At 59.5% G+C, this 21,418-nt stretch carries 14 protein-coding genes; 3 read left to right on the top strand and 11 right to left on the bottom strand.

Translation table 11 applies throughout. The features are described 5' to 3' along the window. Positions 1 to 92: 92 nt before the first annotated feature. The 11 genes from J8Z04_RS02445 to J8Z04_RS02395 all read right to left on the bottom strand — a co-directional run bounded on the left by J8Z04_RS02445 (position 93) and on the right by J8Z04_RS02395 (position 14,161). Positions 93 to 2,297, bottom strand: a complete 2,205-nt coding sequence (locus J8Z04_RS02445) for a pyrroloquinoline quinone-dependent dehydrogenase (RefSeq protein WP_192848230.1) — start codon at positions 2,295 to 2,297, stop codon at positions 93 to 95. Further along, positions 2,290 to 2,670, bottom strand: coding sequence for a hypothetical protein (locus J8Z04_RS02440; protein ID WP_052349052.1), 381 nt, complete (start codon positions 2,668 to 2,670; stop codon positions 2,290 to 2,292). Before J8Z04_RS02440 ends, J8Z04_RS02445 begins: the two co-directional genes overlap by 8 nt. A gap of 113 nt (positions 2,671 to 2,783) precedes the next feature. Continuing rightward, entirely contained in the window at positions 2,784 to 3,131 is a 348-nt protein-coding gene (locus J8Z04_RS02435; RefSeq protein ID WP_197981600.1) for a chorismate mutase, read from the bottom strand. Then, a complete protein-coding gene (locus J8Z04_RS02430) occupies positions 3,121 to 3,777 on the bottom strand; it encodes a metallophosphoesterase (RefSeq protein ID WP_081563190.1) in 657 nt (218 codons plus the stop codon). The genes J8Z04_RS02435 and J8Z04_RS02430 overlap by 11 nt, the downstream gene beginning before the upstream one ends. A 147-nt stretch (positions 3,778 to 3,924) precedes the next feature. Beyond that, complete coding sequence (locus J8Z04_RS02425) at positions 3,925 to 8,472, bottom strand: AAA family ATPase (RefSeq protein ID WP_192848228.1); 4,548 nt, start codon at positions 8,470 to 8,472, stop codon at positions 3,925 to 3,927. A gap of 46 nt (positions 8,473 to 8,518) precedes the next feature. After that, the gene (locus tag J8Z04_RS02420; RefSeq protein WP_081563188.1) at positions 8,519 to 9,175 is read right to left on the bottom strand and encodes a thioredoxin domain-containing protein; all 657 of its coding nucleotides are present in this window, start codon (positions 9,173 to 9,175) and stop codon (positions 8,519 to 8,521) included. Between the two features lie 87 nt (positions 9,176 to 9,262). Then, positions 9,263 to 10,147 (bottom strand): hemolysin family protein, encoded by an 885-nt coding sequence (locus J8Z04_RS02415; protein ID WP_081563187.1) that lies wholly within the window; start codon positions 10,145 to 10,147, stop codon positions 9,263 to 9,265. Positions 10,148 to 10,204: 57 nt separating this feature from the next. Then, positions 10,205 to 10,696, bottom strand: coding sequence for an rRNA maturation RNase YbeY (gene ybeY, locus J8Z04_RS02410; protein ID WP_081563186.1), 492 nt, complete (start codon positions 10,694 to 10,696; stop codon positions 10,205 to 10,207). After that, positions 10,665 to 11,768: a PhoH family protein gene (locus J8Z04_RS02405; protein WP_192848227.1), complete on the bottom strand. Its 1,104-nt coding sequence runs from the start codon at positions 11,766 to 11,768 to the stop codon at positions 10,665 to 10,667. Before J8Z04_RS02405 ends, ybeY begins: the two co-directional genes overlap by 32 nt. Then, positions 11,765 to 13,150 carry a tRNA (N6-isopentenyl adenosine(37)-C2)-methylthiotransferase MiaB gene (gene miaB, locus J8Z04_RS02400; RefSeq protein ID WP_192848226.1) on the bottom strand — a complete coding sequence of 462 codons (1,386 nt, stop codon included), beginning with the start codon at positions 13,148 to 13,150 and terminating at the stop codon, positions 11,765 to 11,767. The genes J8Z04_RS02405 and miaB overlap by 4 nt, the downstream gene beginning before the upstream one ends. A gap of 51 nt (positions 13,151 to 13,201) precedes the next feature. Beyond that, on the bottom strand, positions 13,202 to 14,161 hold the full coding sequence (locus tag J8Z04_RS02395; RefSeq protein WP_192848225.1) for a lysophospholipid acyltransferase family protein: 960 nt from the start codon (positions 14,159 to 14,161) through the stop codon (positions 13,202 to 13,204). A 195-nt stretch (positions 14,162 to 14,356) separates the two neighbouring features. On the opposite strand from J8Z04_RS02395, the gene J8Z04_RS02390 reads away from it, so the two are divergent. The 3 genes from J8Z04_RS02390 to J8Z04_RS02380 all read left to right on the top strand — a co-directional run bounded on the left by J8Z04_RS02390 (position 14,357) and on the right by J8Z04_RS02380 (position 21,401). After that, positions 14,357 to 16,462 (top strand): autotransporter assembly complex protein TamA, encoded by a 2,106-nt coding sequence (locus J8Z04_RS02390; RefSeq protein ID WP_232086332.1) that lies wholly within the window; start codon positions 14,357 to 14,359, stop codon positions 16,460 to 16,462. Continuing rightward, positions 16,462 to 20,685: a translocation/assembly module TamB domain-containing protein gene (locus tag J8Z04_RS02385; protein WP_192848224.1), complete on the top strand. Its 4,224-nt coding sequence runs from the start codon at positions 16,462 to 16,464 to the stop codon at positions 20,683 to 20,685. The genes J8Z04_RS02390 and J8Z04_RS02385 overlap by 1 nt, the downstream gene beginning before the upstream one ends. A gap of 71 nt (positions 20,686 to 20,756) precedes the next feature. Then, positions 20,757 to 21,401 carry a YceI family protein gene (locus J8Z04_RS02380; protein WP_086431421.1) on the top strand — a complete coding sequence of 215 codons (645 nt, stop codon included), beginning with the start codon at positions 20,757 to 20,759 and terminating at the stop codon, positions 21,399 to 21,401. The last annotated feature ends 17 nt before the right edge of the window (positions 21,402 to 21,418 follow it).

Raw genomic sequence — 21,418 nt, 5'->3', positions numbered from 1 at the left:
GATCAACCCATATATTTGGTCAGGGAACTCAGGTTGATACACTGGACATGCCGGTTACATGATTTTTTCATGCAACCGGCACGATCCCAGGGTTACTTGCTGTCTGCCTCTGGCAGAGCATAGACAACCAGCGCATCAGACACCGGGCTGCGCATGAAGTGATGCCCCCCGGCCATGATGGCGACATATTGCCGACCATTGACGGCATAGGTCATGGCGTTGGCCTGTCCCCCACCGGGCAGCACGTCAGTCCAGAGCGTCTTGCCTGTCTTGAGGTCAATGGCGTGTATCTGGTTATCGGTCGATGCTCCGATGAAGGCGACACCGCCAGCCGTCATGACAGGACCGCCATTGTTGGGCGTACCGATTGTCAGCGGCAGGTGCGAGGCGATGCCCCACGGGCCATTGGCACGGGCCGAACCAAGCGGCTTCTGCCACAGGACCTTGTGCGCTTTGAGGTCAATGGCGGTGACCATCCCATAGGGCGGCACATTGCACATCATCTGGGTGAAGCTGTTCCAGTACGGGGTGACGACAATTCCATAGGGAGTCTGCGCCTGTGCCCCGTTACCTTCAGCCCCACCAGCGCCAGCTTTGAACTGGGGTGAATCAATGGGAATCAGCCCCATTTTGTCAGCTTTCTTGCGGCTGACGAGCTGGTCATACATGGGCAGGCTGCTCCAGTTGGCCAGCAGGATGCCCGTCTGCGGGTTATAGGAGATGCTGCCCCAGTCACTGCCCCCATTATAGCCGGGGTATTCCAGCCACGGCTGCTTGATGGTAGGCGGTGTGAACTCGCCGACATAATGGGCCCGACGGAATTTGATGCGGCAGGCCAGCTGGTCCAGTGGTGAGATGCCCCATGTGGCGGCTTCTGTCAGCTCCGGGAAGCCAAGACGGGGAACCCCGACAGACCACGGCTGCGTTGGAGCCCGTGGATCACCCTGGACGAAGCCCGGGCTGGGAGCCGGTTTTTCCACAACGGGGAAGTCTGGCAGCGGCTTGCCTGTCCGACGGTCGAGGATGAAGGTCTGGCCCCGTTTTGTAGGCATGATGAGGGCCGGGATGATGCTTCCGTCATCGGCATGATAGTCGAACAGCGTTGCCTGGGAACCAATGTCGTAATCCCAGACATCCTTGTGGACGGTCTGGAAGACCCACCGGGGTTCACCCGTGCGGACATCAAGCGCCACCACGGCGGATGACACCTTGTTTTCCGCATCGCTGCGCATGGCGCTGTAATAGTCAACCGCAGAGTTGCCTGTGGGCACATAGACCAGCCCCAGGGCATTGTCGCCCGTCATGGCCGCCCAGGAATTGGGTGTTCCACGGCTGTAATAATGGTCCTTGTCCGGCTGGTGGTGGTTGTCCGGATTATTGACATCCCAAGCCCAGAGGAACTTCCCACTTTCGGCATCATATCCCCGGATGACGCCTGATGGTGCCCAGCGGCGCTGGCCATCAAGCACTTCATGATTGACGACGATCACGCCATTGACGATGGGCGGAGCTGTTGTCATGGCCACGAAACCGGGGACGGACCAGCCCATGCCCTGCATGAGATTGACCTGCCCGCCATGGCCAAAAGTCTCGCAGAGCTTGCCATCTTCGGCATCAACAGCAATCAGCCTGTTGTCCAGTGTCGATTCAATGATGCGGTTATGGCAGGGCTGCCCATCCGCTGCGGTGGATGACGTGTAGTAGGTGACGGATTTGCAGGCCGCCGTATAGGGAATGGCATCGTAGCTTTCATGGGCATGGAAGTGCCATTTCTCCTGCCCCGTAGCGGCATCGACACGCATCATGTCATTCGTGGCGGAGCAGAGATACAGGGAATCACCCACCTTGATCGGCGTGGTTTCTGCAGCCCACTTGTTGGCCTTCCCTTTGGGAGGGAGGCTGCCGGTATGGTAGACGAACGCCCGTTGCAGTCTGCTGACATTTTCCGGCGTGATCTGTGTCAGCGGAGAATAGCGTGTCGCCTGGTCATCACGCCCATAGGCAGGCCAGTCCTCAGCTTTGGGATTGGCACTCTCCTGAGGGACGGCCTGGGGGAGCTGGTCGATGGGGAGCTCATCAATATCCGGCAGGTTGGCGGCATTGACGCCTGTTGGCTGGGGGGTACCCGGCTCAGGGTCGTGGTAGATGCTGGAGCTCGTCTGCGCTTCGCTGTCATTGTCCGGGCCGGGGGTTTCCAGCGAGGGAGGAATCTGGGCATGGGCCACATGGACCGGGAGCGAGGTGCCAAGGATGGTGCCACCCAGAAGGATACCGAGAAGGTAAGACTGGTTACGCATTGTAGTGTTCCTTCTGGTTGCGGAGAAGGTGAGGCAGGCAGGCAACAACGGCAACCGCCAGCAGGGTGGGCCCGAAGAGGCGCGGCAACCATCCCCAGAAATTGAAACCGACCTCATAGATCGTCCAGGGAATTGTCAGGGCCCAGGCGAGAAGATAGCTCCATGCTCCTGTGGGGCTCTGGCGGAAGAGATAGATGCCGGAAATGCAGAGAAGGAGTCCGCAGGGGGTGTAATACCAGGACCCACCCAGCAGAATGAGCCATGAGCCGAAAATGACAAAATAAAGGCCGAAAAGCAGGATCAGAAGCGCCAGTGCGTAAGTCGCCAGGCTTGCCAATCCTTGCTTCGGTCTGGAGGATGATGATGGTGACACGACATTATCTCCAGTCTAGCAGAAACCATGTCGTAACTATGAGGCCATCCAGGATGGGAGAAAAATAGATAAATAAAGTTAATTTATATTTATGATAGGTAAAATGGATCAATCTATTCTTTATTCAGGACGGGATTTTGTGGCGTATCCTGAAACTGTGCAGCAATAGCTTTATGATTGGCAATGACCTCCCCAACAAGAAAGGCAAAGAACTTTTTTGTGAAGTCAATGTCCAATCCGGCATCCTGGGCCAGAGCATGCAGGCGGACCAGCTGCTTTTTCTCCCGGGCCGGGTCGCAGGCAGGGAGGTGGGAGGAGGCTTTTAGAGCCCCCACATCGGCTGTGCAGCGGAAACGTTCTGCCAGCATATAGATGAGGGCAGCATCGATATTGTCGATACGCTGGCGGAGAGCGGTCAGCTGACGGGTTGGATCAGGCAATGTGTCATTTTTAGAGGTCATTGAGGTCAATCCATGCGAGATGGCCGCCTTTGCCGGCGCCGAGATCCATGAAGATGGCTTTTCCTCCCAGCCGGCCAGTCCGGTGCAGTGGGCGGCCATCAAGGGACCGTCTGTCATGCCCGACATAAACGGTTATACCTTCTGGAATACGGTTGATCCAGCTCAGGCGTCGTTCTGGATACCCGTCCGGCTGGAGGCGGCTTGTCGTTTCTCCGAAGAGTGCCCGTGAAAGAGGGGCGGACATGTCGGCAAGCCCTGTCTGTGGCGGGGGGCCGGAGAGCATGGCCGTGTGGAACCCACCATGAACGAAGAGCATGTTGCCCAGCCTCTGCCATGCCGGTGCCTGAGCGACGGCTTTGAGGGAACGGTTAGCGAGGTCTTCGGCTGTGGAGGTCTGAATCTGTTTCAGGGTGGTTTCCAGCGGGAGGTCACGGCGCAGCCGCCGCCCTTCCAACGCTCGGCCCAACTTGCGGTCGTGATTGCCGAGAACGAACATGCCCCTGTGCGTCTCCAGCAGGTCCAGCATGGTTTCCAGCACGCCAGCACTGTCCGGCCCGTGATCGACGAGATCTCCCAGCTGGATGATGAAGCGTTTTGTGGCTATGGCATGGCGGAAAGCGTTGAGATCACCGTGCACGTCTCCCACAATGCGAAGACCATGCTCACGAATGCGGGATAAAACCGATTCGTCAAGCCGTGGTTCTGAAAAGATAGGTCGATCGCTCACGGTTTTGTAAACTCAGCCTCCAGTTGCCTTAAAGGGCACTAATTGTCTGATGATAATGGGAGAAGGTCAACCATTTACCATGCGGGTGCTTTCATCCAGATTGACAGAGAGCAGGCGGCTCACGCCCCGTTCCTGCATGGTGATCCCATAGAGACGGTCCATATGGGCCATGGTCAGCTGGTGATGGGTGATGACCAGAAAACGGGTGCCCGTTTCTTTGGTGATGTCACGGATGAGTGTGCAGAAGCGCTCCACATTGGCATCATCAAGGGGGGCATCAACCTCATCCAGAACGCAGATGGGAGCTGGCGTGCAGTGAAAGGCTGCAAAAATGAGCGAGAGGGCTGTGAGAGCCTGTTCTCCGCCGGAGAGAAGAGACAGGGTTGAGAGTTTCTTTCCGGGGGGCTGGGCAAATATTTCCAGCCCGGCCTCCAGCGGATCGTCGCTGCCAACCATCTGGAGATGTGCCTTGCCTCCACCAAACATGCGGGTGAAGAGCTTCTGGAAATGCTCATTGATGTCCGCAAAGACGGCCATGAGGCGCTGTCGGCCTTCCCGGTTGATCGCCCCGACCCCGCCACGCAGGCGGGCAATGGCGGTTGAGAGGTCCTGATGCTCCCGGGCGATTCGTTCGGATTCTTTCTGGGCTGTCTGGAACTCGTCTTCGGCACAGAGATTGACCGGGCCCAGATCATCACGGCGCTTCAGGGCCCGCTTCAGGGCCTGCCGCAGGGCCTGTTCAGCATCGGCTGAAACAGTGTCCGGGGCTTCGGCATTGTCTGGCAGGGGGGAATCATGGCGCAGGAGAGCCAGAGCCTCTTCTGCCTGTTCGGCCCGTTCACCAAGCCGGATGGTGTCTTCACGGTAGCGGCTGCTGCCATCCTTGTGGTGGTCCAGCAGGGCCTGCTGGTCATGCAGGGTGGCTTCGGTCTGGGCCAGGTGGCTGGTGAAGACCTTCTCTTCTTCTTCCAGCGTTCTGAGCGTTTCCATATCCTGCTGGAGCTGCTCTTCATGGCGGGCAAGGCTGCAGTCTTCCGCCTGCTCCGGGGTGGCCGTCATCAGGGCTGCGTGGCGGTCCGTCAGGTCCTTGATGAGGGTCTGGAGCTGGGCATGCCGGTCGGCCTGTTTCTGGCTGTCCGTCAGCAGATGCCCGTGTCGTTCTTTTAGCAGGGAAAGAGTCTGCGACAGGGTGTTATGGTCTGCCCGGTGCTGCTGAAGGGCATCCGTGGTGCTGGTCAGCCCGGCCTTCGTCCGGTCGAGTTCTTCTTTCAGAATGGCGATGTCCGGCAGATCGGACTGATTTTTCTGGCAGGCTGCTTCATCAGTCAGGCGTTTTTCCAGAGTGGTCTTCAGGGTCAGGATCTGCTGCTGGAGGCTTTCCCGCCGGGCTTGCAGGCCAGCCAGAAGGCGGCTTCGCTCCTGAAGGGCCTGTTCCTGTCGTGTGGCCTCTTTGCGGACTGTTTCGGCCTTTTGTATGGCCTCCGCTGCGGCCTGTCGGGCATGATGGAGTGCGTCTTCTGCTGTTTTCAGAGCCGACTGAAGAGCTGGAAGGTCGATCTTTGCCTGTGTGTCCAGTACGGTCTGTTTCTGTCCGCTCAGCTCCCTGATGTCCTGCTCCAGCTGGTCGATGGTCTGTGTCCGTTCAGCGAGCTGTTTCTTCAGGGCATCGTTCCTGAACAGGGCCTGTTGTCGCTCGTTTTCAGCTTTCTGGTGTTGGGAGCGGGCCTCTTCAGAGGCCAGTCGGGCTGACTGTTCTTCATCCCGGATGGTCTGGAGTACTGCCGCAGCGTCGGAGACGGCCTTGTCTGAAACGGGAAGGGCCTTCAGCTCTGACTGTACCGCAGCAAGCTGTGACTTTGTCCGGTTCTGCTGTGCCTCATGGCCGGAGGCTTCCTGTTGGAGAAGGGAGATCTGCTCCTGCTGGAAGGCATGGCGTTCCGTAAGCCCTTCCAGCTGGTGCTTCTGCCGTGCCTGTTCGTCACGTTCGTTTTGGGCAGACTGGCGCTGTTCTGCCAGTGCCTGTGCCAGTGTTTCACACTGTGTGTGCAGTGTGTCGGCGGCAGCTTTCTGGACAGCGTGCTGCTGGTCGAGTGTTTGAATGGCGGCAGCGGTCTTTTTGAGGGCCTGTGCCTGTTGGAGGCGTACCATTTCTGCCGTGGGCGTGTTGGGCTGGCGGATGAAACCATCCCAGCGCCAGAGGCCCCCTTCTTTTGTGACGAGGGCCTGACCAGGCTGAAGATAGTGGTGGAGGGCAGGGCCGTCTTCAGTCTTTTCCAGCAGGAAAATGGCCCGGAAAGCCCGCTCAAGTGGAGCCGGTATATTGATAAGGGATGCCAGACTGGGCAGGGCCGCCAGTGCCTTGACTGCGGGTGTCTGTTTCCCAAGCGGGGGCAGAGAGCGCCATTGCCGTGGCGTATCAGTCAGGGGTTCTCCCTCAGGGGGGAGAGACGCTTCCAGCCCATCTGTCAGGGCGCTTGCAACGGCCCTGATGAGGGCGTCCGGGATTTCCAGCTGTTCCAGTACGGGATGGGGGATGGCGAGGAGACCGCCTTGCAGGGTGCTTTGCAGCCCTTCATGCTCGCTCTGGTAACGCAGCCGGTCCGTTTCGATCTGTTGCAGGGCCTGCCGTGCCTCTTTTTCCTGTTCCAGAAGAGCATTGTGCTGTTCTTCGGTCTGGGTGATGGCTTCGAGGCGGGAGTTGATCTGCTTTGCCAGCATGTTGAGACGGGTCCGTGCGCCATCGAGCTCTTCGATGCTGATCGCACGGTCAAGGGCGTCCTTCAGAGCGGCCTGCGCTGCTGTGGAGCGTGCCTGCTGGTCTGCCAGCTGTTCGGTCAGGCGTTTGACGTCCTGTTGCAGAAATTCGCGGCGTTGCTGGCATTTTTCCAGCGCAGCCTGCTCGCTGAGCCAGAGCTGCTCTGCCTGTTCACGCGTCTGTATCAGACCTTTTTCAGCAAGGGCGGTCTGTTCTGCCAGTGTCCGTGTGGTCTGACAGGCTGCCTGAAACCGCTCTTCTGCGGTCTTGTCAAGCAGGCCGTGTCTGATTTCCTGCTTCTGGGTTCGTTCCGTTTCCAGACGGGACTGCTGCCTGGTCACTGCCTGGGTCAGTTCTTTTTCACGCTGTTGCAGCTGTTCAAGCCGGGTTCTGGCTTCATGCAGATCACGCTGTGTGCGGTCGGTGAGAAGTCTCTGTTCCTGAAAATGAGCTTCGGCTTCCCGGGCGCTGCGTTCGCAGCTGCTGGCTTCCTCCATGCTGGCGAAGACCTGCTGGCGCAGCTGATCAGCAATTGCTTCCCGGGTGCAGTCCTGTTCGATGGCCTGAAGTTCGATTTCCAGATGGTTGAGGTTTTCCCTGTCATCAGCAATCTGACGTGCCAGCTCCTGCTGGCGGCTCTGGAGCCGTTCATGCTGGAGTGTTCCATCCTGATAACGGGATGACAGCGCAGCATGGTCGGCCCGTTGGGTGGCTTCTGTCTGTTGCAGGGCCGTGATCGTCTCTTCCAGCGCAGGGAGCTTCGTGGCGGTGGCCCGTTGCTGGTCCATGATCTGTTCCAGTGCCAGCCGGGTCTGAGCCTGCTGTTCTTCCAGCTGGCTCAGCTCTTTTTTCTGTCGGGCCAGATCATCTTCCAGCTGGGCCCGCTGTCTGGCATGGTCGGCCGAGGCCTGCTGCAGGTGCTGGAGGGCAGCTTCTGCTACGCCGACATGGATGCGGTACTGCTCCAGCCGCTGGCGGAGCGTGGCCAGAGCTTCGCTTTCCTGCTGGCGTTTTTCTGCCTGTAGTTCAACATGCTTTTTGGCATCCAGAAGAGCCTGCTCATTTCTGGCCAGGGCTTCTTTGGCTTTTTCCAGAGCGGTCCGGCGGCTCTGGACGAGCTCTTCGGCTCTGGCATGTTGAAGGATGAGCAGGGACCGTTCATGCTGGCGTATATCCTCTGATGCCTGCCGGTAGCGTCGGGCCTGTTCGGACTGGGTGGAGAGGCTGCTGAGCTGCTGGTCCAGCGTTCTGCGATGCTCTTCGGCCCGTTCCAGATTGCTTTCAGCCTGACGCAGTTTCAGCTCAGCGTCCCGGCGGCGGACATGCAGGCCGGTGATCCCGGCGGCTTCCTCCAGCAGGAGGCGACGCTCTTCCGGTTTGGCAGCGATGAGCTGGCTGACACGGTTCTGGCTGATGATGGATGAGCTGCGGGCACCGGAGGACAGGTCCGCAAAGATGGTCTGTACGTCTTTGGCCCGCATGACACGATTGTTGATGCGGTAGGTGCTGCCCGCACCACGTTCTGCCTGACGGGAGACTTCCAGCACTTCCGATTGCTGGAAGGGCGGCGGCGCAAGACCGGCAGCCGCACCAAGATGGAGGGTGACACGGGCCAGATTGCGGGCCGGGCGGCTGCCTGTCCCGGCAAAGATGAGGTCATCGCTCTCTCCACCACGTAGGGCACGGGCGGAGCTTTCCCCCATCGTCCAGCGCAGGGCCTCGACAATGTTGGACTTGCCGCAGCCATTGGGGCCGACAATGCCGGTCAGGCCCGGCAGGATGTCCAGATGGACCTCATCAGCAAAGCTTTTGAAGCCGACAATATCGAGGCGGGTCGTGATCGCCTTGTGCTGTGTCATTGAACCCCGTGTGGACTGTGGCGATGGAGGAAAGCGGAAGAGGGGATCAGGCCTTGCTGACGAGCTCGGCAAATTTCTCCACGGTCTCAGGGTCCTGAGCGAATGGTGTGCTGTTGAAGCGGAAGTAGGGTGTTCCCTTGATGTCGTAGGTCTGTCCGTCCTGCTGGGTCAGCTGATACAGTTCCTGCCCGAAGGTCATGTCCTTGCTGATCCTGTCGAATTCATCCGGGGCAATTCCGGCCAGGGCAGCCTCCTGCTTGAGGTGGGCAACCGGGTCTCCACCAGAGAAGGCCCACTGCATCTGGCGGGAGAAGAGGGAGCTGATGAAGGGTAGGTAACGTTCTTCAGGCAGGGAGCGTGCCACCATGGCAGCAATCATGGCAACCTGATCCAGTGGGAAATCGTGGAACTGATAACGGATCTTCCCGGTATCGATGAACTGTTCCTTGACCTGGGGGAAGATGTCCGTCGCAAAATGGGCGCAGTGGGTGCAGGTCAGGGAGAACCATTCCTGAACGAGTACGGGAGCCTTGGCATCACCGATGATGCGGGGAGAGAGGCGGGGGTCTTTCGGTGAGGCAGCCTGTGTCTGTGCCAGAGCGGGACTCTGGGCAAGGAGGGTGCCGGCAGTCAGCCCGGTTGCCAGCAGGGCAGAACCACTGGTCAGAAAATGACGGCGTGAAAATGGGTGGTGGGAGGTCATGACGGCTCCTTTGTTCTGGGGGAAAGGCTACGGTGCGGTATCGGTCAACGGTTCATCCTGCCATGAACGGCAAGAGAGGTGGTACCGTCAAGAGGATGGGCCGGTGGAGGGTGTCTGCCCGTCCGCCGTTTCCGGCTGCCGCCGCAGGTGGGCAGGGACACGCATCCGCAAGGTCAGGATATGCCGGGCATCGGAATCGATCACCCGGAACTCCAGCCCGCTGGGATGAACCAGCACTTCATCACGGGCCGGGACATGCTCGGCCAGATGGAAGACAAGACCACCGACAGTTTCGATTTCTGCCTCCCGTTCCTCCCGTGTCAGAACAGGGCCAAGGCGCTCTTCCAGCTCCTTGACGGGTAGCCGGGCATCAAGGTCGATCGTGCCATCGGGACGGTTGAACCATGGTGTGGTGACCGGCTCGTCATGTTCATCAGAGATGTCGCCAACAATGGTTTCGATGAGGTCTTCAATAGTCACAAGGCCATCGATGCTGCCATATTCATCAATGACAAGCGCCATGTGGGTACGGCGCTGACGCATCTGGAGCTGGAGGTCCAGCACCGGGATGCTGGGTGCGACGAGCAGAGGCTGGCGGAGAAGGGAACGCAGGTTGAAAGGTTCTTTCGTACCGATATGGGCGACAAGGTCCTTGACGTGGATCATCCCGACGATGTCATCCAGCTCATCATGGTAGACGGGCATTCGGGAGTGGTTTTCCTCCCGCATCAGCCCCAGAGCCTCATCAAAGGAGAGATCATCCGACATGGCGATGATGTCGGCCCGGGGGATCATGACGTCATCAGCGGTGATGGTACGCAGGCGCAGTACGTTCATGATGAGCGCCCGTTCCTGCCTGTCCAGCTCGGGAGAGTCAGGATTGGTCTTCCCCAGACTGGCGGCTTCCCGGACGAGGTCAGCAATATGCTGCCTTATGGTCTTTGTGCGTGCCTTGCGGTGGAAAAGTTTCATCGGGTGCGGAACGTTCCTGTTTGCGGGCGGAAGAAAAATGTGACGGTTTTTCAGGGATCAGCGGCGGGAGTGAGGGCGTGGCCTCCATGGGTCGCCGAATCCCATCCGGCAGAGAATGAAAGTTTCCAGCCCTTCCATCTGCCGGGCTTCACCGGGATGATGATGGTCATGTCCGGCCAGATGGAGCAGGCCATGAACGATCAGATGTGCCGTATGGGCCCGGAGGCTCTTGCGGGCCTGTAACGCCTCCCGGTGCATGGTCTGGTAAGCAAGGATGATGTCTCCACCCAGCATGGGAGCAGGGGGCTCGAATGTCAGGACATTCGTTGGCTTGTTCTTGCTGCGGAACTGCGCATTGAGCCGCTGGATGTGGCGGTCGTCCGTAAAGACGAATGAAGGGCCCGGCCTGCCTTGAGGGAAGACATTCCCATAGCGCTGGGCCATCTGGCAGGATTGTCGGACAAGCCGCTCCACATCTCCCAATGCAGCCCGCCAGCGTGGATCAGAAACCAGAACCTCAGCGTGGGGAGTAACGGGGCGTTTCATCATCTGTCCGGTAGGAGTGGTAGGGGTTGGCCGCTGCATCGACACCCTTCTGATCGTAGGCTTCGACGATGCGGGCGACAAGGGGGTGGCGGACAACATCGGCTGCTGTGAGCGGGCAGACAGCAATGCCTTTGACCCCTTCCAGCGTGGCCACGGCGTCCCGCAGGCCGGATGTCACACCACGCGGCAGGTCTATCTGGCTCAGGTCGCCCGTAATGGCCATGCGGGTACCAGCCCCCATGCGGGTCAGGAACATTTTCATCTGGGCAGGGGTGGTGTTCTGGGCCTCGTCAAGAATGACATAGGCATGGGCCAGTGTCCGTCCCCGCATGAAGGCCAGTGGCGCCACTTCGATTTCTCCACTGGCCATGCGGCGTGAGACCTGGTCACCGGGCATCATGTCGTGGAGGGCATCGTAAAGGGGGCGCAGATAGGGGTCGATCTTTTCCCGCATGTCGCCGGGCAGGAACCCAAGTCTTTCTCCGGCTTCAACGGCAGGGCGGGAGAGGATGATGCGATCCACCTGTCCTGCCTGGAACATGGCAACGGCCTGTGCCACGGCCAGATAGGTCTTCCCTGTACCCGCAGGTCCAAGGCCGAAGACAAGCTCTTTGCTGGCCAGAGCCTTCATGTAGGCGCTCTGTCCGGGGGAGCGGGGAGCAATGGCTCCACGTTTTGTCTGGATATGCGGGAGATTGTCCAGTGAGGAAGCATCCATGGGTGGAGCAGTTTCTTCAGCTGTGGGGCGGTGTGGGCTGCGGCGATGGGATGGCAGGGCTGTCAGCCTGATGACGCCATCAACCTGGTCTCCATCCAGTGTCACGCCTTTGCCAGCCTGCTGGTAGAGCGCCTGGAGGACGGCCTGTGCCCGATTGACGGCATCCGTCTCTCCGGAAATGGCCACACGGTTGCCGCGGCAGACCAGTCTCGTGCCGGTTCCCTGTTCCAGCCGGATGAGGTGACGGTCATGGTCCCCGAGGACTTTCTGCAGGCGATGATTGTCCTCGAAGCGGAGTGTCGTCGTGCGGTGTCCTTCCTGACCGGAGGAAAAGGACGCTGGGGCGGAGCGGCTCAAATGGCTGTGCTTTCCTGTTCATGAAGGTGGCCACCAAGGGAATTGGTGAAGGGCGCTGTAATGCGAACCTTGACGATCTCGCCGATCAGGGAGGGGGAGCCCTCAAAATGGACAGGCTGAAGATAGGGTGATCGTCCGTTGAGTTGCCCCGGCTTGCGACCGTGGCCTGTGACGAGAACATCCTGAACCGTACCGACAAGGGAAGCATTGAATGCATCCTGCTGTTCTCGCAGAAGAGCCTGAAGGGCTGCAAGCCGTTTTTCCTTCACATTTTCAGCCACCTGGAAAGGCTGTCCAGCAGCAGGCGTGCCGGGGCGCTGGGAGTATTTGAAGCTGTAGGCACTGGCGAATCGTATATCTCGCACCAGCTGCATGGTGGCTTCAAAATCCTCATCTGTTTCGCCGGGGTGACCGACGATGAAGTCGGATGTCAGGGCTATGTCAGGACGGGCCTCTCTCAGACGTCTGATGATCTCCCGGTATTCATCAGCCGTATGGCCACGGTTCATGGCTTTCAGCACCTTGTCGGACCCGCTCTGGACTGGCAGGTGGAGGTACGGCATGAAAATGGGATTGCTCCGGTGGGCATCTATCAGTGCCTGCTCCATATCCCTGGGATGGGACGTTATGTAACGCAGACGTTTGAGCGCTGGAATCTTTTCATGCAGGAGGGCGGCCAGTTCCGGCAGGGAGGCCGTGCCGCCGTTCCAGTCGCCATGGAAGGCATTCACGTTCTGTCCCAGCAGGGTGATTTCCTTGACACCACTGGCGACGAGCCGTTCGGCTTCGGCCAGGATGGAGGCGACAGGGCGGCTTGTCTCGGCCCCGCGGGTGTAGGGGACCACGCAGAAGGAGCAGAATTTGTCACAGCCTTCCTGGATTGTGAGAAAAGCGGTCAGGTTGCCTTCATTCTGCGGGGCGGCTTCCTCCGGAAGGAGGTCGAATTTGGATTCAACGGGGAAATCCGTATCAATCACGCTGCCACCGGCACGGGCGATGCGGGCGACCATCTCCGGGAGGCGATGGTATGTCTGCGGGCCAAGCACGAGGTCCACATAGGGGGCCCGGGCCAGAAGCTCCTTGCCTTCTGCCTGTGCCACGCATCCTGCGACAGCGATGAGGGTCTCTTTCCCCTCCAGCTTGCGGGCCTCACGGATCTGGCGCAGCCGCCCCAGTTCCGAGAAGACCTTCTCGGCCGCCCGCTCACGGATATGGCAGGTATTGAGGATGATCATGTCCGCATTGTCGGGCAGGTCCACCGGGCTGTAACCCAACGGACGCAGAACATCCGCCATACGGGCGCTGTCATAGACGTTCATCTGACAGCCCCATGTGATGATGTGCAGGCCCCGTGATGGGGAGGTGGAAATCTGTTCTTGCATGATGATCGCAGTCTGTCCGTGAATCAGCGGGCTATGAAAGAAAGAAGCAGGTCATGAGCGGGTGGAAGGGGTGATATCCTGCAGACGGTTCTGCCGCAGGTCTTCGCTGCCCTGTTCGATGGCGGCCCGTGCAGCATTGGAGAGGGCCTTGCGGGACGGGTAATCCTCCGGCTTGATGGGAGGGTGGAACACGACAGTGGCCCGCATGGAGCGCCACTTGCCAAGGCCCATCAGATGGGGGCCAAAATCCATGTCTCCGAACCACGAAAAGACGAAAGACCGTCTGTGCCGCCCTACGGGCAGGCCCTCCAGCTGGTCATAAGCCACCGTGACGGGCTGGATGATGCAGGAGGGGTGATCGTCAGTGGCCGGCTCACTGGGGCGGCGGACTGGTTTCGCAATGGCAAAGAGTGACGACATGAAAGGCAGCAGACCATTGCCTTTGGAGGTCGTACCCTCCGGGAAAAAGGCGATGTCATACCCTTTGCGCAGCTGGTTGATGACGTTTTCGACATCCTGTCCGGCTTCCTGCCGGTTGCGGTTGATGTAAATTGTCCGGCCAAGGAAGGTCAGATAGCCGATGACAGGCCAGTGGCGGACTTCCTGTTTGGCGATGAAGAAGGCCGGAAGAACTTTCCCCAACACCAGCACGTCCAGCCATGAGCAGTGGTTGGCCACGTAGATGACCCGTCGTCCATCAGCCCGTGGCGTGAGGGACCCCGCCCGCTCTCCGATCGTGCGGACTTTCAGGTTGAGGATGCGGCAGGCCACGCTCCAGAAAAAGAGAGGGAACCGGCGGAACATTTTGCCGGGCATGAGCAGGCACGACCCCTGCCCGACGCACCCGGCAGCAGCCCAAGCCAGCAGGGCACCAGCCCGCAGGCGGGCCCGCAGACGGTCCGTGAATGTATCCTGCAAGGCACGGTTCTGCTCGGCAAAAAGACGGTCCGGGTCGAAAACCGGCCGATGGCTCTTTCGTTTTTTTGTTGGGTGAGGCTCTGCAACAGACATAGTCGTCTAGATAGGCATTTTATGGAAGAGAGACAATCTTTATCAGCAGGATAGGGCGATCTTCCTGTCGTGACAGTGAAGAATGCTTCATATGACAGAACAGAAACTTTTTTAGAACAGAACTGTCTGTCATAAGGGGCCGGAACAGCCAGTGTTCTGGAATATATGCCGGAACTGGTTGAATCAGCGGGAAAAATGACGAGTCATCATTTGGCAGGCAGGATGGGGAAACGGTCGGAGCGTGTTGCAACGCTACTGTTGTGTGTGGTGGTGCTGGGGTGGGAGACCATGCCGGTATGGGGTGAGGACAGCATGCCTGTCGTGCACGAACTGGTGCGGCACGCCCTGCCTTACACGACAAAGATTGAACCGGTTGATGACAAGGCCGTCACGGATGGCATGGCGGCAGCGTCCCAGCTGGTCAGTCTTCAGGCTACACGCAGTGTTGGTCCATATGCTCTCGCTGGCCGGATAAGGGCTGATTATGAGCGGGTGCAGGGGGCGTTGCAGTCGCGTGGTTATTATGGCGGGCATGTGAGGATCAGTGTGGAGGCCGGAGGCAGGACCGTGGATGGCCGTGCGCCGGATCTGGCTGGTTTTCTGGCGTCCGTGCAGCCGGGAGAGGCGGTCACGATCCATCTGGGAGCTGTATTGGGGGAGCAGTTCACGGTTGGGCGGATCATCATTGTCGGGGAAGATGGTGATGGCCAGGGGACGGCTGGCAAGGTTGCGGATGGGAAACAGGAAAAGGCGGACCAGCCTTCCGTACGGCAGGTTCTTTCTCTCTCGGAGGGGGAGCGCAGCAGCCTGGGGCTGAAGGAGGGAGCCCCTGCTGTTGCAGAGGATGTGCTGGCCATACAGGGCCGCCTGCTGACATATCTTCAGGAAGAAGGCTACGGGCTTTCCGACGTGCAGGCGCCTCAGGCCATCCTGCATCCGGAGCGGAAGCAGATCGATGTGCAGATCAGGATGAAGCGGGGCCCCAAACTGGTCATTGGCCCCATGACGCTGAAGGGGCTGGAGCGTGTGAAGCCGGATTATGTCCGACGCCGCATGTTGCTCAGGGAGGGGCAGCTGTATCAGCCGTCCGTGCTGGAGCAGGCACGTCTCGATCTGGGGAGTACGGGGCTGTTTGCTTCGGTCATACAGAAGAATGGGGACAAGGTATTGCCCCTACCCAGTCAGAAACCTGCCCCCGGTGGGAAAAAGTCGGCTGGGAAGAAAATGGCGGAACAGCCTCTGCCTCCTGGAGTGGAGGGGGCGCTGCCAATCGATTTTGATTTCAGCGAAGGCAAACGACACCGTCTGACAGGTGATGTCGGTTATTCGACCGATCTTGGCGGGCGTGCCGGCGTTTCATGGCTGCACAGGAACCTGCTGGGCCGTGGTGAGCAGCTGCGTGTTGCTGCCATGGCCACGGGGCTGGGTGGAACAGCCCAGCAGGGCCTTGGCTATGACGGGTATGTGGATTTCATGAAGCCGGATTTCCTTCAGCGCAGCCAGTCGCTTGACCTCCGGATCGAAGCCATACGTCAGCTTCTTTATTCCTACCGGCAGACGGCTTTTCTGGTTCAGGGGCGTGTGGAACGCCCCTTGTGGAAGGATTTTTCTGGCAGTGTAGGCATGACGCTGGAGCAGGAACATATCCGCCAGTTTGGCAGGAAGGCGGAGTATTTCATTGCTTCTGTTCCCATCAAGCTGGATTATGACGGGACGCATCGCTCAAGCCCCATTGAACCGGCGACGCATGGTTTCCGTGTTTCGCTGGGTGTGACGCCATCTGTTTCCCTGGAGCACAAGACCTCGTTCTTCATTCCCATGAACATGCAGGCTTCCACCTATTTCGATCTGGCCCGTCTGGGGCTGACCAGGCCCGGCTCCAGCGTCATTGCCATGCGTGTCATGATAGGGTCGATCCAGGGGGCTTCCACCTGGAATCTTCCGCCGGATCAGCGTCTGTATGCGGGAGGGCCGGGGTCCATCCGTGGTTTCCGCTATCAGGGGGTCGGGCCTCAGTATGGAACGACCAAATATGCCATAGGCGGGACGAGCATGGATGCCGGGACAGTGGAGTTCCGGCAGCGTCTGCCAAAGAATTTCGGTCTGGCGGCCTTTGTGGATGCAGGCCAGGTCAGTGGCAATTCCATGCCTGGTCATGGGAGACTGCGTGTCGGTTGTGGCGGGGGTGTCCGGTACTTCACGCCGATCGGCCCTGTTCGTGTGGATGTGGCCATGCCGATCAACCGGCCGAACCGTGGTGACAAGTGGGAACTCTATCTGGGCCTTGGGGAGACTTTCTGATGCTGGCGCTGGGACGCAGGATTCTCCGTTACGCCGTCGTCTTTCTGGGATGTGTGTGCCTGCTGGTGGCCGTGCTGCTGGTGGGTATCAATCTGCCACCGGCAAAACGGTTCGTGGAGCAGAAATTGCCAGAGTGGTCAGGCGGCATGGTTCAGGTCGAGGGGATGGAAGGGATTCTGCCCTGGCATCTGGCGCTGTCTCATGTGGTTCTGCGGGACCCGCAGGGCATATGGCTGGAAGGGCGGAATGCGGACCTCCGGCTCGGCCTGTTGTCCCTGCTGCACAAACAGGTCCATGTGCGGCACCTTTCTGCGGAGCAGCTGGCCTATGTCCGCAATCCTGCTTTCCCACCGGACCCGAAGGCGCAGGAAAAACCTTCAACTGGTCTGCCAGACTGGGGGGTGCGGGTCGATCATCTGGGCCTTTCCCTGCTGACAGTCGGGCCGACTGTGTTCGGGCAGGCGGCCAGTCTGAAGATTGAAGGCAAGGCCCGGCTGGAAAGCCTCAGTGCGCTGACCCGTATGCCCTCATTCAAGAAAATGCCGGCCCTACGGCTCTGGGTGAAGGCAGAGCGTCTCGACAGGCCGGCCCATCTTCTGGTTGATCTGCAAACCTGGCGGCACAGGACACATGGCCAGCTGCATTATGATGAAGATGCTCAGGGATTTGCAGCCTCGCCGGGCGGGCTGGCCGTGTTTGATCCTCTTTCGGTCGATCTCTCCCTGCATGGGCCTTACAGGGCACTGGCCGTAAAGCTGGATGTCCGGGCTGCTACCCAGCAGGACAGCCCCCTGACGGCCCTGCTGAAAGGTCGTCTCGACCTTGTCCATCTGAAGAATGACCTGACACTGGATGTCCATGCGCCGCCCATGACGGTTCTGCCCGGTATGGGGTGGGAGAAGCTTGATCTGGCTGCCGCTCTGGATGGCGCCATGCTGGACCCTCATGGCACTATCCGGCTTGATGGCGTGAATCTGATGGCAGCAGGGGCCGGGGCAGGGCATCTGCATCTCCAGCTTGATGGGCAGGGAGGTGGCCTGCAGGCCCTTCTGGCACGGGATGCCATGACGTTCAGGAAGGTCATCAGAGGGCAGAACAGGGAAAGCAGGCTTTCCCTGTCCGCACGTTTTGATGGTGTCCGGGTACCTGGAAAAGCCCCGGCCATGCTAGCGGAGGCTCCGCTGGTTCTTGCAGCAACAGTGCAGCCCTATCGGGTGGACAGGCCCTATGAGGTGCATCTGGAACATGATGCGGTACGGCTGAATGTTACGGGAACGATGACTTCGGTTCTGGAGGGACACATGCAGCTGGATGTGGGGCGGTTGCCGGAACTTGCTGCTCTGCTCGGCCAGAAGATGGCCGGATCGTTCCATGCTGGTGGGGCCTTCAGTGTTCCTCTGGGGGCACCGGGCAACATGACGGCCCGTCTGGAGGGGCATTTCGGCCTGAAGGAAGGCCCGGCACAGGCAGTGGCCCTGATCGGAGATCAGGGAGCCTTGCGCCTTCAGGCGAAGCGGGACAGGGCGGGTCTGCTTCAGCTGGACCAGCTCTTTCTGGGAGGGAAAGCGTTCCGGCTGGAAGGGAAAGGCCAGCTGGACCCACAGCAGGTAGTGTCTGCCTCGCTCAGGTTGGCCCTGTCTGATCTGTCCGCATTGCATGAGGCCCTGCGGGGGCAGGCCACGCTGGAGACCAGAGTGGAAGGATTGGTGACGGACCTTGCCACACAGGCCCATCTGGCAGGAATGCTGGGGGTTGTGCATCCTGGTGTTTCCCTGCCCATGGCGCCGGTGGATCTCCATCTGGACCTGGCCCATCTTCCCTCCCGGCCGCAGGGGACAGTGCAGATGCAGGGTACGCTGGACCGTGCGCCCCTGAAGTTGCACATGACGTTTGCCCGCAAGGATGATGGCGAGGTCGTGGCCGACCTTGATACTCTGGCGTGGAAGGATCTTCAGGGGCGGGCCGCCCTGGCTCTGCCGACCGGGCAGCGCATCCCGTGGGGTGATGTGGAGTTGAGGATCGCCCGGCTGGATGGTTTCAGCCGTCTTCTGGGGCGGCCAATGGCCGGGCATCTCCAGCTGGGTCTGCATACGGTACCGGGGGTGGAGAAAGGGCTTGCGGGAGCTCCAGCGCCTGACCGCCTGACTCTGGCGCTGGATGGCCAGTTTCATACGAATGGCTATGCCGTGAAAATGGCGAGCCTGAAGGGTGAGCTTCAGCATCTTCAGGAAGACCCGGTGGCGGACATGTCTTTCCAGCTTTCTGGTCTGCAGGTCAATGACATGACGGGTAGCCTGAAGATGCGGATGAAAGGACCACAGACAGCCTTGGGGATTCAGGCTGATGGTCTTTTTGAGCATGTCATGCAAGCTCCGGCCCGTTTTGGGCTTCTGGCGCAGGCTGACATTCCGGGGCAGGCCGTGAAGCTGGGCAGACTGTCTGCTGCTCTGAAAGGTGAAACCCTTCGTCTCCTGCGGCCGGTGACTGTGCATTACGGGCCAGCCATGGCGGTTGACCACCTGACTCTTGAAGTCCAGCCTCCTCATGGTGTTGCCGCACGGCTAACGCTGAATGGTAGTCTCAAGCCAGAGATGGCTCTTGAAGCCAGCCTGGAGCATGTCACGCCTGCCCTGGCAGAGCCATTTGTTCCGTCTCTTCATGCCGCAGGTGAATTTGCTGCTTCAGCGAGATTGAAGGGCAGTCTGGCAGCTCCAGCGGGCCGGATTACGCTGGATGGGACAGACCTGCGCCTGATGAGTGAGCCGACGGCGTCTTTCCCGGCAGGACGACTGCATGTTCAGGCTGATCTGAATGGGAAACAGGCCCAGCTGCGGACGGAGCTGCGTGCCGGTGAGCCGATAGCCCTGCTGGTGACAGGCCGTGTGCCGCTGTCGCCAGCAGGGGATATGGACCTTGCTGCAAAAGGGCGGCTGGTCCTGTCGGTTGCCAATGCGTTTCTGGGGACGGATGGCATGGCGGCCGGTGGGCAGATGAGCCTCGATCTTGGCATCAGAGGTCCCATGAAGCAGCCCAGCATCGATGGGAGTGTGCAGCTGCATGGCGGTTCGTTCGACCATTATGCTCAGGGGGTGCATCTTCAGGCCATTGATGCCGTGCTCATGGCTCATGGGGATACGCTGGTTCTGGATCATGTCACGGCCCGGGCGGGGCGGGGAACATTGGGGATGAAGGGGCAGGTGGGTGTCCTGCGGCCTGGTCTGCCGGTTGACCTGGAGTTCCTCATGGAGAAGGCCCAGCCGATACAGAGTGACATGTTGACGGAGCTTATCAACAGTCATCTGCATATTCATGGTCAGGCTACGACCAGGCTTGATGTTGAGGGTGACATCACGGTGCCGGAGGCTTCGATCACCCTGCCTGATTCCATGCCGGCTTCGGTGCCGCAACTGGAGATTATCACGCCGGAAGAGGCCAGGGAGGCTCCCCGACCGGAGCCGAAACTGGTCGTGGGGCTGAATATTGATTTCATCTCTCCTGGCAGACTGTTCGTCAGGGGGCATGGCCTGTTTGCCGAGATGCAGGGCAAGCTGCACATAGGTGGTGTGAGTACGGCACCCCTGCTGACAGGCGGGATCAATCTGAAGAGGGGCAATTTCAACCTGGCGGGGATCAATCTCAATTTCACACATGGGCAGGTTGGCTTTACTGGCGGTGGTGCGGCCCACCGGCTTGATCCGACAATCGATTTCAGAGCGGACCGCAACGCCAATGGGACTCTGGCAAGCCTGCTCGTGCGTGGTTATGCGAGTGATCCGAAGATTGATTTTGTCTCCAATCCGAGCCGTCCGCGTGATGAGGTCCTCTCCATCCTGCTTTTCGGGACGGACAGAAACTCTCTTTCTTCAACTCAGCTGGCATCTCTGGGGTTGGCGATCGTGCAGATTGGTGGTGGCTCTGCTTTTGACCCGATGGGCAAGGTCCGCAGCACGCTGGGGCTGGACCATCTGGCCATTGGTGGGGGCAACAGCGTGGGCAAGGGGGCTGCCAGTGTGGAGGCAGGCAAATACGTGATGAAGGGTGTCTATGTCGGTGCCAAGGAAGGTCTGTCCGGCAAGGGGGCGCAGGCGCAGGTCAAGGTTGATCTGACGAAACGGTTGCAGCTGAACACGACAGTCGGCACTGGTGGACAGGTGACAGGCTTTACAACTCCGGAGAATGATCCGGGCTCCAGCGTCGGGCTCTCCTATGGGATAGATTATTAGAGCCTGCTCCTGTAGAGAAAAGAGGCAGAGGCTTCAGTCTGCCACACGTTTTTACAGGGGAAGGACCTGCCATGCGTTTCTCATTACGGTCTGTTTTTACGGCCATTGCTCTTTCCTGCTCGGTTCCGGCAGTGGCGTCTGCACAGGTCGTGACGGATGCATTCCAGATCCAGCCGGGATATTACAGGGTCGAGCCCCAGCATACGCAGGTCAGCTTTACCGTGCTGCATTTCGGTTTTTCCGTGTTTGAAGGGCTTTTCTCCGGGGCTTCTGGTGTGCTTCGGCTGGATCCCCGCCAGCCGGAAGCCTCCAGCCTTTCCGTTTCCGTGCCGGTGTCTTCTGTCCTGACGACAAACAGCAAACTGATGGAGGAGCTGAAAGGGAGCGAATGGCTGGCGGCGGGCCAGTTTCCCAAGGCTGAGTTTGTTTCTGTCAGTGTCAAACAGACGGGACCGAATGACGCCCTCGTATCGGGCAACCTGACACTGCACGGCATCACGCATCCTGAGACGCTGCGTGTTCATTTCCTTGGGGCGGGCGTCAATATGCTCGACAAGAAATATACGGTCGGTTTTGATGCGACAGCGACCATCAGACGCAGCGATTTTGGCGTCAGGATGTTCATTCCGTATGTCAGCGATGAAGTTGAGTTGAGGATCGCTGCCGCTTTTGAACGGCAGGACGTGGCCGTTCCAGCAGGATCGGATGACAGGTGAAAGGCAGACGGCCCCGG

Origin of the sequence: Bombella apis (assembly GCF_018221685.1) — a bacterium.
In the GTDB taxonomy this organism is placed as follows: Bacteria; Pseudomonadota; Alphaproteobacteria; order Acetobacterales; family Acetobacteraceae; genus Bombella; species Bombella apis.
This window is presented reverse-complemented; position numbering and strand designations above follow the sequence as displayed.

Bases quoted from the DNA above. Each gene is read 5' to 3' on its own strand.
- J8Z04_RS02395 (WP_192848225.1), bottom strand. From the start codon at position 14,161: ATGTCTGTTGCAGAGCCTCACCCAACAAAAAAACGAAAGAGCCATCGG.
- J8Z04_RS02380 (WP_086431421.1), top strand. From the start codon at position 20,757: ATGCGTTTCTCATTACGGTCTGTTTTTACGGCCATTGCTCTTTCCTGC.
- J8Z04_RS02425 (WP_192848228.1), bottom strand. From the start codon at position 8,472: ATGACACAGCACAAGGCGATCACGACCCGCCTCGATATTGTCGGCTTC.
- J8Z04_RS02390 (WP_232086332.1), top strand. From the start codon at position 14,357: ATGACGAGTCATCATTTGGCAGGCAGGATGGGGAAACGGTCGGAGCGT.
- J8Z04_RS02420 (WP_081563188.1), bottom strand. From the start codon at position 9,175: ATGACCTCCCACCACCCATTTTCACGCCGTCATTTTCTGACCAGTGGT.
- J8Z04_RS02415 (WP_081563187.1), bottom strand. From the start codon at position 10,147: ATGAAACTTTTCCACCGCAAGGCACGCACAAAGACCATAAGGCAGCAT.
- miaB (WP_192848226.1), bottom strand. From the start codon at position 13,150: ATGCAAGAACAGATTTCCACCTCCCCATCACGGGGCCTGCACATCATC.
- J8Z04_RS02445 (WP_192848230.1), bottom strand. From the start codon at position 2,297: ATGCGTAACCAGTCTTACCTTCTCGGTATCCTTCTGGGTGGCACCATC.
- ybeY (WP_081563186.1), bottom strand. From the start codon at position 10,696: ATGATGAAACGCCCCGTTACTCCCCACGCTGAGGTTCTGGTTTCTGAT.
- J8Z04_RS02385 (WP_192848224.1), top strand. From the start codon at position 16,462: ATGCTGGCGCTGGGACGCAGGATTCTCCGTTACGCCGTCGTCTTTCTG.
- J8Z04_RS02435 (WP_197981600.1), bottom strand. From the start codon at position 3,131: ATGACCTCTAAAAATGACACATTGCCTGATCCAACCCGTCAGCTGACC.